Source organism: Sodalis endosymbiont of Henestaris halophilus, assembly GCF_900161835.1.
Classification (GTDB): domain Bacteria; phylum Pseudomonadota; class Gammaproteobacteria; order Enterobacterales; family Enterobacteriaceae.
The window spans coordinates 806,290-821,388 of the sequence record NZ_LT897836.1; the positions used below are offsets into that span (position 1 = coordinate 806,290).

Below are 15,099 nucleotides of genomic sequence, written 5' to 3' on the forward strand. Positions count from 1 at the left end.
CATAGATAATCGTCATGAGAGATTATAAGTTATCTCTACAAGCATAACAAAATTAAACTGTCCGACTTATTAATTAAGTCTTGGTGCACAATAAAATTGTAATAAATATTTAATATGTTATTGATCTTTTGGTGTTGCACTAAATATCCGGCTGATTTACTTAATACTATTGGTTATGATGTAATTAATTACAGTTTAATTATAAAGACATCATTATCGAATAATTATTAATTAACATCTGTTTATTTGATGCTTTGAATATATTAAAAGCTTATCAAAATAACTAGCATTTATCAATGCATAATATAAAGAGAGGCAAGATGCCGTTTTATTCTTAGGATATTTAAGCTCAAAGCTATGACATGAATATTTGTATTACCCGCGATAGTAATTTATCATAGGGCATGATGATATGAAATAACTATGCTAGATTTGGCATAGCTTTGCGCAATTATGTCAATGATAAACATGATAATTTTAATAAAATCCGCGTAGTTTGTTTAGTCTAATATAGTTTAATTGCTTGAAAGCACGCGTAACTTAATTAGTATTTGCCATAAAGATCGTCTTTTAATATTGTAAGTATTTTACTAATGAATAATCTATTAAAGACCCAAGAGGTATTTCGTGCTTGCCCGTGTAGAAATAATTATTTTTATTATTGTAAACTAACTAATTAATTAAAGTTTATTATATAGCTCGCTAGCAAGCGTAACTAATAAGTTTTCTTGTTTATACTTGCCGAATAATTAAATCAAAGATTGTGAATTATTTGCTTGCTGTGTGCTCTGTTATATTAATAGCTAGAAAAACGTAGCATGTGTTTATAATTATCAAATCTGTGTATTTCTATATTAAAGTATTCTACTGACGACGAAAATACGTTTGCGAAATAGTATGCAGTGCTGCCTATTTAATATTAGCTGAGGATCGTATCCTACCCAATTCTAAAGGGTGTATTACCTAGTTTTGTTTATAGCCTAAAGTCATAAAGAGGCATGCGTTTATGATCTCACTGTTAGATTATCAGGGCACGCTGTATTGCATGTACTGTATAAAATCTACAAAGGCGCAATTACCTGCTTCTATTGCCCTTATCTTTAGCAGAAATAAGACAATAGAAGCAGGTTCATTACTGAGTTTCTGCTGAAATATTGCTTTATGATGTGCGATATATTTTGTACCAGTAGCATTCCATTTAATATATGACTTTTAAATTGGCTCAAATCTATGATACTGTATAGTATCATCAATAGTAGGATTTAATGGTGAGGATCTCAATTTTTTTGATTTAATACTGTTTATAGTTTATTCTAGTCTAGATAGTGTAATCTACTTAGTAGATTCTTCTGATGTAGATGATCAGTTAGCAGTTAATTAATATTTTTATTACGAACTATTCAGCGCGTTTATACTCTTGGTGTTAATTTCGTCACTGTTACCGTGACAGTAAGTTAATAGTGCGCGCACGCGCATCCGTTTCTATAGAGGCAAGGAGCTTGTTTTTATGCCACGTCCGATTGTCGCTATAGTAGATTCCACTGCGTTAGCTTCTAATTTAACTGTTGTCCGCCGGTATGCACCGCATGCACGTATATGGTCTGTAGTGAAAGCCAATGGGTATGGCCATGGATTGAATGCTGTTTGGCAGGGATTGAATCAGACAGACGGTTTTGCATTGCTGGATCTTAATGATGCGGTCGTGTTAAGGGAAAATGGTTGGCGCGGCCCAATTCTTCTGTTAGAAGGATTTTTTCATCCAGCGGATTTAAAGGAAATAGATCGCTATCGATTAACTACTGTCGTACATAGTAACTGGCAAATAAATGCACTAAGGAGAATAGTTCCGCTGGCGCCGCTAGATATTTACGTTAAATTAAACAGCGGAATGAATAGGCTAGGTTTTATTGATCGAGAGTTTCCTGGTGCTTGGCACGCGCTCAGTGAGCTAAAGCAAGTAGCTACGTTGACTTTGATGACCCATTTTGCTCATCACGATCAGACCGCGGGGCTTGCGGCTCAAATGGCGGTAGTATTGCGCGCTGGGGATGGGCTGATTGGCCCGCGCTGTCTAGCAAATTCTGCCGCTACTTTGTGGTATCCGGAGACTCATAAACAATGGATACGCCCCGGCATTATACTTTATGGCGCTTCTCCTAGCGGAGATTGGCAAGACATAGCCACCTGTGGTTTATTGCCGGTAATGACACTAACAAGTGAACTAATTTCTATACAGAAAGTATTTTCTGGTGGACACATTGGTTACGGTACTCGTTGTCGGCTAAATGAGTCGCAGCGGGTCGGTGTCGTTGCCTGCGGTTACGCTGATGGCTATCCATACCATGCACCTACCGGGACGCCCGTTTTGGTCGATGGCGTAAGAACGCGCACTTTGGGAGCGGTATCCATGGATATGCTCATGGTCGACTTGAAACCTTGTCCGTTAGCGTGCATTGGATCAAAGGTTGAGCTTTGGGGGAACCACATCAAAATAGATGAGGTTGCTACATTTGCCAGCACCTTAAGCTATAAATTAATGAGCTCTTTAGCATCGCGGGTAACAATTCAAATCTGCTAATAAGCTCCGCTGTTTAAAGGAATGTTGACTTTAATAAGACTTAACTTAATATTATAATATGGCAACCAGATCATATCGTGGTTAATTTTGGTGTATAATTAACTTAATTGCGAAGTCACAGATATTACCCACAATACGATTACTCACGTAAATACCTTTAGTGTGTGACTAGAGCATTGCTTGTGGTAGCAAACATCATTAACATACTTAATTCTAACGGAGTTACTATTGCTTAATAATACATCACTCTTAATAAATATGCTTTTGTCAATTTGACGGTGCCTTCGTAAGGCTTACCATCATGATCCAAAAGCCATTTATTCTAAATATTAGCAAAATAAGCAGTATAAGTCTTATTTTGCTAATTTTGATTTACAAGATGACAAAATATAAGTACGTAAATGATATTGCCATGGCTTACAAATTTTACAAGGGAATAAATAGTAAGCGACGTTAGATCATGATTGCTAGAAGCAAATATAATGAACTTTGGTTCACTATCAAAAGTGCAATACTACGTAAAACCCCGAGGTATAAGTTTTATTAGAAATACGCTGCCAGCATATTAGCTCTTTATGAGGATCAGCATGAACATAATTATTTAGGGGCTTCCTAATAAAACGAATAGGTACTGCTCATTTTGTCGCTGTTTAATTATTTATCTCAAACGCAACTGAACAAATGCTAGGCAGCATACTACATTTACTTCCCCAGACTAGCCACGTGCATCAAAACGAAAGTTCATAAAAGAAATCATTGTATCTGCCAAGAATATTTTTTTTGGGTCATGTAGTATTAACTTAAGCAATGTGAACTTATGAATTTAAAACATTCTATTACTATTCTGGTGTAAGCTACTAAAATGATCACACTAATATATAGTAAAACAGTAAACTATATGAGTAATTTCTTTATTTTTTTAGATGTGGAAACTTATTAAATACTCAGCAGACAAATATTCATATCAACGACCAAGCAAAAACAGTAATAAAATAAGGTTTTGCATTTATATGCAACTTTTTAAAAAAGTAAACATTATTATTTTAAATAAATAAAGCAGTTAATGTTATGAACATAATTTATCATCGCTGATAGCGATGCACATCATAATTATAATTAGTATAAAAATTTTTGTTCGGCAAGCTGCCTATCATTTATTTTATGATTAATGTGTAATTAGTTTTGATTTAGTGCATATTTATTGAATATAGCTAATAGATATTAAATCTAAAATTTTAGAAATGTCACATATAATCTCTTATTTACTGTTTATTGCAATAAAAAACACTTAAATATCTTATTAATATTCAAACGTGCTGAGTTAATAGCTATAGCTATGGCAAAGTAAACTAGTGTAGCGTAACGGTTATTATGATAGTTGATAGTTTGATCAAAATTGGTCTAATGCTGCATATCGCTTAAAGGCGATCGTCTAAAATTGTTGATGATTATTGATAATGCTTGAAAAAATCCTTTTAAATGTCGATTATTCCCGATATGCGAAATTTGCTATGCGTGTTCATAAGAATGTCTACAGCACAATGGAAACGCTGCCTTGCTTCTCTAAAAGAAGAGAAGCGCAGGAGGTCGTATTTACTGTAATCGGTGTTCGTGGCAGATAGAAATGGCAGCGTACTTATCAATTGAGTTTATAATCTTCCGTGTTTTATCGCAGCTACACTAACATCATTTTGAGCTAAATTCCACGCATTATCCGTCTACTTTTAGGATGCGTGCCTTGAATTCAAGTTATATTGTCTGCGATCTTTATGCCAATTTTACTAATTTTGTGCTCATCTTTTTCCGCGATAGTCCAAATGATGCCTTCCGCGACTACATGGTCACCGACTACCGGTTCATTTCCTCCTAGTAAAACCATGACAAACTGGCCAAGCGTTAGCTCGCTATCTACTTGGCCGGGGAATTCTAAACCGTAAATAGATGAAACATCGCGCAAGCGCGCATCGGCTTTTAGGATAAAATCGCCAAAGAAGCGTTGATTTAGCGCGACGGGCGGCGATTGACTAAAGATCTTGCCTAACGAGGGCAAATCACGTTCTCTACCGATTACACAAAGAATATCTCCTTCGCGCAGCTGAGTATTGGCGGTAGGGTGAAGCAACATATTGTCACGAAATAAAGCGGCAATACGCGTATGGCGGGGCATTTTTAGATCACGTAGCGCTGCGCCTACGCACCAATTTTCATTTTTCAACTGGTAAATAAACTGTTCCCAAGGGTTATCCGGATGGATATCCATCCCAACGCGGGAGATCGGGGATGCAGTTGGCGGAACCACCACTTTCGCTAAATGAGCCGCGATACCGAGTGAGGTTCCCTGAAGCAACAGGGAAATGAGGACTATAAAGAATGCAACATTGAAATACAAGCGAGCATTATCTAGGCCCGCCATCATCGGGAATACCGCCAGGATAATCGATACTGCACCGCGTAGACCGACCCAAGATAGAAAAAATCTTTCGCGGGTAGTGTAGTTGCGAAACGGCAGCAAACCAACAAACATCGACAGCGGCCTCGCTATCAGCATCAACCACAGCGACAAGACGAGAGCCGGAATGGCGATAATCCATAAATCGCTAGGCGTTACTAATAGTCCCAGCACTAAAAACATGCAGATTTGACTGAGCCAAGCCATACCATCAAAAGTTTGCAAAATACCATACCGGTTGCGTATCGGCCTATTGCCCAGCACAAATCCGCACAGATATACCCCTAAAATTCCGCTACCGTTTAGTACGGTGGTTAAAGCAAAAATCATAATGCCGCCGCTGACCGCTAGCAGGGGATATAGGCCATTTGCCAGCGAGATGCGGTTAATCATTTGTTGCAACAACCAGCCTCCACCAAGACCCATGACCATACCTAAGCCAAATTCGCGGATGAGGTGCAATAAAAATAGCCAGTCAATGTTGGTTTGTCCGTTTTTAATCATAGAAATAAGCGTTATAGTTAAAAATACCGCCATAGGATCATTACAACCTGATTCAATCTCGAGCGTAGAAGTGACACGTTCGTTTAACCCTTTATCGCCTAATAACGAGAATACCGACGCGGCGTCAGTAGAACCGACGATTGCGCCGATGAGCATGCCTTCAATTATATTTAGTCCAAATAACCAGGTAGCTGCCATACCGGTTAAACCGGCAGTGATGATGACTCCTACAGTGGCTAGAGACAGCGATGGCCAGAGAGCAACACGAAAAGCGGTAGCACGGGTGCGCATACCACCATCTAGTAAAATCACTGCTAACGCTAGATTACTAATAAAGTATGCCGCAGGATAGTTATCAAACGCGATGCCTCCCAGGCCATCTACCCCTGCTAACATACCAATAGATAGAAAAATCACTAAAATAGGGATGCCAAGACGTGAGGAAAAAGAGCTAAGCATGATACTCCCCCCCACCAATATCGAACCAATAATAAACAAACTGAAAATGGTGCTGCTGTCCAAACGCGCTCTCCTTTTGATTTCTTATTTCATACTTTGCCTATCCCGCAAAGGCAGAGTGATCCCCCAGATTACTACCATGATGTCTAGTTTAAAGCATTGATGCCATGACCTAAAAAGGGGGAGAGAAAAGTTTACTATATTACCCAGCGTGTCGTTCGTCAGAGTCCGCGCCGGATATAAAGGAGATGAGGAATCCTTGTCCGGCAACCCCGTTGCTTATATAAATTAAACTACCCTTTTTACTCCCAACAAAAAAGTTGTTTTATCATTTATTTTTAAGGTGTTTAAGTGTTTTCTTAATCACAATGGGTAAAACAATTCTTTTACTCACGCGCACGGTGTTTGCCATCTAACGAAGCATCACCTACCGGTGGGGCAATGTTATTACAAAAACCGCTTCAATCGCTAGATTATCAATTGGTCTTAGACGATTTTAATGATGCCGTCATCCCGGCATTTTAAGCCTGACATTTGCCATCTTGCGAATAACTAAATAACAACGGCATCTCCGTTACTCTCATGCGGCTCGAGGGGGAAAGGATTAGCATGTTAATACCGTTTGATAACGTAATAACGGCCTCGCAGACACGCTATATTGTATAAGTAGCCAGATACTCATACATTTTATTTAATGATATTAAATAACAGTAAGTTTTAATGAACTATCCAATCGTAATTTTCAGTTATGGTGTTCGTATTAACTTAAAATATTAACCGTCACTATCAGGGCGGTAAGCAATACAATCTTAAATAATAATTTATTAAGGTTATGTCGCTGGTCTTGCTTTGTCTCAACATGAACGTTTTAGGAAGTAGGTAAAAACAACGAAAATAAACAAACAATTTAGTTCAGAATAAATATTTACGCAATGAGTAGCAGTTTTCGTTGAGTTTTTTTGAAACATTTCACAGAATAGACAACCAATACTCTTCTGATCATAAAGGCACGACACACAAATAAATTTTGTAAATTATTGTCTATGGCTCTTCGCATTCACACCACATTGTTTATCTTTATGCTCTCGTTAGGTGAGTTTGATATAGTGTTAATAATGCATCATCAGCAACAGGTGATTAGCTAACAGGTCCATGATGTATGTAAAAAATTGTTTTACAAGTTTTCGCCGCTTGACTTCAGCGCGTCGTTTATATTTTATTGGTGCTCACGTGGGTTGTAAGCACGTTTTTATTACTTCTTATATGAGCTTTATGGTGATTAAAACTATTAGTTTTCTAAAAAATAAAATTATAAGTACCTTATTCTTACTTTTGTAAGTAGTATAGTATATAAAATATACCATCAATGTTTGTAGGTGCGGCCAGGAATAGATATAGAAAATATAAAAATGTTTGCAATATTTTGGTGATTTAATTTATCAAGCCTGATAAGTGTCACAGACAGAAGATGACTTACTAGCTTTAGAAGGGTCTAAATGACGCTCAAGTTTTTATAGCGTTAAATAAAGTTATTTATAAGTAGTACTAGGTTGATTTTCTGACGCAGTTACACAATGTTGCGCTAGATTTTTTGTTAAAGTAGACTACACTAGTGCGCTTTTGTTATCGTAGGATCAGAGATCCTACATCGCGGCAAGTAAGTTATGCTAATGTGCTCTGGCGCGCCGTGTTATATGGTATGGCTAAAGTGATATGTTTTGTATTTGTTAAGTTGTTTATGTTAATTTTTGAATGTCAGGCAGTACCAGATTGTTAAGTAATAAATTTAAAGATTGATTCTTAAAAAATTTAGAAAATAAATTTATTTCACCTCGCGATTGTGGCTGAAGGGTAACTCTGCCTGTCATCGTTGACTACACAGACAAACGGCCACTTAATACGATTGCTTTATACTCATATAGTAGTTTCTAAAATTCACCGGATTACGAATATTTTACCTATTAAAATGCGTTTATTGATATCGGTATGCTGAATAATAAATAAAATTTTATTTTCATATTAATCACGGATCACTTATTGATAAGCTCATTAATCGACTGTTTGAGTTGAGACTCATAGCAGAAATAAGAAACGTTAGCGAGTAACCATGCTTTTATTTTACAGTTAGGGTTTTCAGACAATAAAATTAACTATTACCTCTTACCGGAGGTGGTGCCTAACACTTTATATTTTATAACAACTTTTTACTGTGATACTAGTAGTTATCACTTCTATAACTTATACTATGCGTCATTTTATTAGTCCATTGCGCATTTGTTAGTATTAAAGGCTTTGATAGTGTCTGCTGTGATTGGCTGTGACAGGATCACATGATAAAATTAACTCTGCTGCCGTATCCAGGCTATAAGAACTGCTTTAATAGTTAGTGCCTAATTTCTTTATAATAGAGATATCTTTTGTTTCACTAGGTTATGGGTAAACGTTATTAAGTAAACCGTCAGCTACATTTAGCTTTCTCTCTATGCTTTATCCAGATGTTAGTGACGTTGCTTTATTATACCCATGGTAATTGTATTATTGCAAATAATTAGTGTAAAGGTTTGTTATTTTAACGTTTTAATTACCTAAGTGCTTGTACTAATGAATTAGTACGTGACCATAGCTTAGTTCTTGATTTTGTATGTTAAAACAACTTATTTTAACCTGTAAATATAAATGACGATAGAAAATATATTTCGATATTCGCGTAGCAGACGTTAGTAATTTAGGATTATTTTATTAAGATGTATTTAATTATGCGTATAGTGTATACTCATTAGTATAATAATGCTATGGGCGATAGTTACTGCGATAAATATTAGAATTTATCGCAGCCATATAATTGATTATTAATCTCTAAGTTCGTCGGTTAACAAAATGTTGGAGTGAGTATAATATTAAAAGCGTTGCAGTATTTTTAGTATTTTATTACTTATTGAAAGTGTTATATCTCCTTATATTCATATCCACTTATTTAACCTTTATAAGTTATTAATAGCAATTATTTGGCGGTTCCCTTTCCGTTAGAGACGTAGTTTCCTTACCCCCAAAACTGTGGGTTAAACTACCGATATTAATAACTTTTGCTGCATCCTTATGTATGAAAAGTACATCTTGGGGCTGGTTTAGCCGGTGCTAGTTTATATTTAGTAATAAATGCTTTGTGTGTTGAGTTACTTATTAAGAAATGTGAAGTGAGTATTACATTTCAACTAGTCGAGGTCAGCGTAAGTACGTTAATTACGGTAACATATTATGATGCATTTCTGTAAGGAAAACTTTTCTTCTTTTACAAATGCGTGGCTTAACTATAATAGTTAAACATTTATAAAAATGTTCGCACTTACTTTTAGCGTAAATTCAAAAGCAGTTAAAATAATAATAGCACTGTACCAAAAATATGTTTGCTGCGCAAAGAAATTACTATAACAATTTGTTTGAACTTTATATTAGCATGATTAAATAAAATTTTTACGCATAAATTTTATTTAGCATTTATTATTGTACTATTAGTCAACTACTTTTTCTTTTTTTTAATATATGATGTAGTTCATTTTATATTCTATAATACGTGTGCTTTGACTAGCAGTTAGTTTAGCAATTATTCTATTTATATATGCAATGAATATGCAATATATTTACGTTACGTGCAGGATTGTTTATTTTATACCCAGCATAGATATGTTTAGGTATTCTATTAATAGAAAATATGCATACATGAAAAGTATTATCTGCAGTTTTGTAGACTCATTTTAACTATGTTATGTTTATTTTTGATTACGGCTATGTTCGACTATTTCTTACTTTTAATCTTATCTATCTCTATAGATAGATGATGATAAATAGCACATTTATTTAAAATAGTAAAGTGCTTGCTACGACTTATTATGTAGAAAATTTAGCAAAACTAATTATTATTTGTAACGGTGTATACGCGCTTTAGTACTTTAATTAAGTAAAAGTACTTATATGTAACATAAAACCTGGACGAGTAGTACTTCATGTTCATGAAGTACCTGCGTTAACGGTAATACTGTGGATTACGTGTGATAGGGAAGACCAAAGATTAAGACTACTATTATATTAATAGATGTGATCCACAAAAATGTGCGTAGTCAATGTTTGGATGAGCAGTGATACCTACAAATGATATTCTCTGCATGTAGAACTGACCATGAACATGTTATTATTAAGAGTTAGCACATCGTGATATGTTGGTATGATCACATGACTTGAATATAAATAATTTAACAAAAATAGCCACGTGATCGATATGGTGATTTATCAATTATGGAAGGCTTTTTACCACTTAAAGTGGCTAAGTGTGTGGAGCACAATAATCAAGCGTGGGTCACCCCATTTGCACAAATTTTTTGTAAGTAGTTAAAAGAAGATTGTTTCAGTAGGGACTATGAGCGCTGAAAACATTTGATTGCACGAGACAGGGCTCCGTTTCCTGGCAATTAAGCTTGTATAAATTTATTATAAGCGCGTACAGTAGCGATGTAAGTAAGCGCAGGTAGATAGGTTTCGTGCGTAGGGCGTCTATCTGGTTTGTAGGCTTAAAAAATTTTAACTACCGCCGAAATATACAGTTTTAGTATTATCACACTGTGGTTAGATTGTGGCAGGCGATCTTTAGATCTTATAACGAGGTGTTTTGGTGTAAATAATTTATCCGCAACATTCCAATGGTTAAAAGACTGTTATTACCCGCACGATGTTTACTTATGATTGCCTATTGCTTGCAGATGGGGTAACCAGGAAATTATGCAACAGATTTTTATGTTACTGCATATTTCTAGGGCATCGCTTTTGAATTATGGGCGAACGCAACACAGAGGTTTACTTAGCTTAGGTCTATCCGCGATATAAGTAGTTTTATCAGTTTCCAGCAAGCATTAATCTTAGTGCATATAAAAGAAGATACTTGCGCTTTAACAATTAAATTCTCTGCTAACTAAAAACCATATGAGACTATCTTAGTCTTTTTCGGTACCTCGTTCAGTTTTAATCTGCCAGTTGTAGCGCAGGACACTTCACTATAGTGAAGCTTCAGGATTAAAGCAGGTAAAATCTTGTCTACGGTAAACGCGACGATGCTGTGTATTTACCGTGCTCACCAGTGAAAATTGTTACCCGTGTTCGTTATTATCTATGTTCACATAGCACAGTAACTGTGTCGTTAACATAATTGCTGATCGATTATTATAAATATTTTCCGCAGTTAGAATATATAGCTATGGTGATGATAGTAAACGCAGATTAGTCGACCTAGCATCGATTCATGAATAAATATTTGTCTGTACTTTTGCGGTATAAACTCGATTTACTTCGCCTGATAAGGCAAAGTCACTTTGCTGTTTCTAATATACTTTTACTTTCGATAAATAATTTGATAAAGGCAAGGTTTGTCCAGGATGAAGTAGCTCTAAATGTGAACGAATGGAAAAGTAGTTCAGTTAGGATACTATTAATTAGAGGTAAAGTCAGTTAAAACGTTTTATTATCTTTGCTGTGGTTGTTTAGCAACGAGAAAACAATATGAAATAAGTTTTGATTAGTAATAACGACTTTTCTAGTCAAACAAGGGTTAGCAAATCAGTGTACAACCTTAGAATATGCTGGCAAATAACTAATAGTGCTAGAATATTTTCGGTTGACTGTAATATGCAACAAGATGCGTGCCCCTCGCTGAGTTACTGTTGCAAGTACCTAGTAATTTTTTAGCCAATAGCCAATGGCTATTGCTCATGATGGAGCAAAGTTAAAGATAGTGATAGAGTTTCTTTAACGAGCAAATATAACAAGATATGCAGAAATCATTTTAATTTATGAGTAAAAGGCGACATGATTGCCGCCTTTCGCCGTTTAGTTAAAAATTATTTTTTAGCTATATGATAGATTAAATCTAATACTTTATTAGAATATCCTGTTTCGTTATCGTACCAGGCTATCAATTTGACGAATTTATCGTTCAGCGACATGCCGGCTGTTGCATCGAATATGGAAGTCAATGTTTCGCCATTAAAATCAGTGGAGACTACTTCTTCATCAGTGTACCCTATCACGTTTTTCATTTCTCCTTCAGCAACTTTCTTGATAGTGGCACAAATTTCTTTATATGATGCTGGTTTTTCTAGGCGCGCAGTCAAATCAACGACTGAAACATTTGGTGTCGGAACGCGAAAACACATGCCAGTCAGTTTACCGTTTAGCTCGGGGATGACTTTACCTACCGCTTTCGCGGCTCCAGTAGAAGATGGGATGATGTTTTGGAACGCGCCGCGGCCGCCACGCCAATCTTTATTAGACGGGCTATCAACAGTTTTTTGAGTTGCCGTAGTGGCATGCACAGTGGTCATTAAGGCTTCTACAATACCAAAATTATCATTAATAACTTTAGCGAGTGGCGCTAAACAGTTTGTGGTACAGGAAGCGTTAGACACAATATCCTGACCACTATAGGATTTATGGTTTACACCCATGACAAACATCGGCGTATTATCTTTCGAAGGTCCGGTCAACACCACTTTTTTGGCGCCGGCGTTAATGTGTTTTCGCGCGGTTTCGTCAGTAAGGAAGACACCTGTAGCTTCGGCGACAACATCAACGTCGACTTCGCCCCAGTTTACATTAGTTGGATCTTTTTCAGAGCTGCAGCGAATAGTTTTACCATTTACTACTAGATGACCGTTTTTTACGTCAATAGTGCCATTGAAACGACCATGCGTCGAGTCGTACTTCAACATGTAAGCCACATAATCAACACACAACAAGTCGTTAATAGCAACAATTTTAATATCGTTACGTTCCTGGGCAGAACGGAAAATAATACGGCCGATACGGCCAAAACCGTTGATACCTACTTTAATAGTCATATATTCCACCAGCTATTTAATAATGAATACAAGTTACTCTTAAATTTACAAAAACTTCGCGTGACGTCAAGCATAATTGTGTCAAAGGTTATGATAAATTAATCAAGCTTTGCTAAGCTCACGCACGTAAACACATGACTTCAACGTACCTGCCCATCTTTAGGTCATCTGAATCCAATATAAATTTTGGTAGGCTCAAATTTTTGATTAGTATAATTTCCCATAGTTTAAACATCATTTTCTTTAATGACAGCTAAAGTCAAAATTGATTACCGCGTTAATAACGTATTTAGTTAAATAACTTTTTTAAGAAAAGTTTCCATTTATCATTCAACATAACTATAGATAACGAATCTTTTCAGGATCATCTTATGAAGCAAGATATAAATGAGAGGCAGTTCTATATGAACTAACAAGTAGGGCATTGAACCGCCATGTAACGGTAACCTGTTTAGAAATAAGTTAACTAAACAATAACATTAACTAATTTGCTTTGTGAAGAAATTTTATTTAAAAAGGCAATACGAGTCATACTTTAGCTGACTTAGTATCTATTAATAAATGATTTAATGATGATATCCGTTATCTTTAAGATAACATCTGCTGTATTCAAAGGGTAAAAGATCCATTGCTGTGTTTATAATACTTATTATACCATAGGTTTTACAAAATGGACTGTTCTATTATCTACCTTTGTACACATGTTTGCATCAACAGTACTTACCTAAATTTTAATAATATAAATGATGAAGAAAATGTTATATTACTTTCTTTTTTATTTATTTTATGATTATTTCACAAGAATAAGTGCGGTAATAAATGTAAAGCATTTTTTGCTTACCTAGTGATGTCATAAATTTATTAATGTTGATGATAGTGTGAATTTTGAAAATTACTCGACTATAGGTTTTGACACTAGAGCAATAAGCCGCTTCTCTTTTATATGGACTAATTTATTAAGTATATAATAACTGCCCATTAAAATATGTGCATTAATACTGATGATTAAATAACTATGATTAGCAGGCGTACTTTACTAAAAGTACTAATATAATAGTTTTTCGACGTATTTAGATTTTATTAGTGAGGAACTAGCGCAGGTTTAATTGATTAACTTATTCCGCAATTGTCATATATCGCGCTTTTGTTAAAAATTATTATTAAGTGTTGAATACAATGTTGACTCTAAGGCATTTTAAGCGCTGTTTATTGTTCTCGAGTGCATGATCATGCGTTCAATAATATGCTGATGGGATAGGAGGAGCTATCTATGGGGGCCTGGTTATATATCTCTTATAGATTGGGCTATTTAAGTTCAGGTGTAAGACAGATAGTTGTTTATCTATGTGATACACGCGTTTAGTTTAAATAATTCTGAAGTTTTGCGCCGCGTCATTTTATATACCGTTATTATTTTTGGGAATATTTTAACTAAATCATCGTGATTTAGCTGGGGAGGATAGAAGTTCGCCTCGGAAGTATTTTGCACGCAATTTATAGAGTATTAGATTTGCACTACACTCCTGAACGCTTAGATCGTATCAATTGACTACATAGAACTACCAATGAAGCTAACGTGATCCTAGAGATACGAATTCTGACCAGCTAAATGTAGTTAATGTTCAGCCACTGGGGGCAAACAAAAACATTAGCGTCGCATTAATTGCGGGTTTCATCTATTTTTTATTTAGTATCATCAGCATGATGCTCGTACAGAAATAATTCTGTATATTAATTAATAATGACATTTTATCTATGACTTTTATATGCATCATTGCTGCTTAATGTGCTGTGCAAATTTCTTTTCAGGAAATGACAGATATTTTTGCAGAATAGCCGTTAACTAAGCAAAAAAAAACGTAATTTATTTAGGGTGACGTTCATTGTTATATAAACCATCTAAAATACCTGCTTTATCCAGGTTGTTACTGGTAGTATAGTTGCTTATATTTCATTTGGCCGAAAAGACATTAATTAAAAATTAGATTACGTTGCCACGATTGCTAGCTTGCTTACTTGCAGGAAGGGATATAATAAAATGCACGATAAGGTTAGCTTTTTTAAGCTTGCCGGCCGTAAAGGCAATTAATTATAAATTATAGATAGTTTTCTCCAGCAAGTTCGGCAAAATTGATAATTTACCTCTATTGAACCTATCGTTATGGGTTTTAATAGTTCAATTAGAGTTAAATAGTGTTTTTAAAACTGGTTGACTATTTTATTAATTA

Annotated in this window: 3 protein-coding genes; 1 reads left to right on the forward strand and 2 read right to left on the reverse strand. The window is 35.4% G+C overall.

Translation table 11 applies throughout. The features are described from left to right. Positions 1–1,507: 1,507 nt before the first annotated feature. Positions 1,508–2,578 carry an alanine racemase gene (gene alr, locus HBA_RS01690; RefSeq protein ID WP_097032312.1) on the forward strand — a complete coding sequence of 357 codons (1,071 nt, stop codon included), beginning with the start codon at positions 1,508–1,510 and terminating at the stop codon, positions 2,576–2,578. 1,744 nt (positions 2,579–4,322) lie between these two features. Here the strand turns inward: alr and HBA_RS01695 are convergent. Both HBA_RS01695 and gap read right to left on the reverse strand, forming a co-directional pair. Next, positions 4,323–6,053, reverse strand: coding sequence for a potassium/proton antiporter (locus tag HBA_RS01695; RefSeq protein WP_097032313.1), 1,731 nt, complete (start codon positions 6,051–6,053; stop codon positions 4,323–4,325). Positions 6,054–11,872: 5,819 nt separating this feature from the next. Next, entirely contained in the window at positions 11,873–12,880 is a 1,008-nt protein-coding gene (gene gap, locus HBA_RS01700) for a type I glyceraldehyde-3-phosphate dehydrogenase (protein WP_097032314.1), read from the reverse strand. Positions 12,881–15,099 lie beyond the last annotated feature (2,219 nt).

Bases quoted from the DNA above. Each gene is read 5' to 3' on its own strand.
- alr (WP_097032312.1), top strand. From the start codon at position 1,508: ATGCCACGTCCGATTGTCGCTATAGTAGATTCCACTGCGTTAGCTTCT.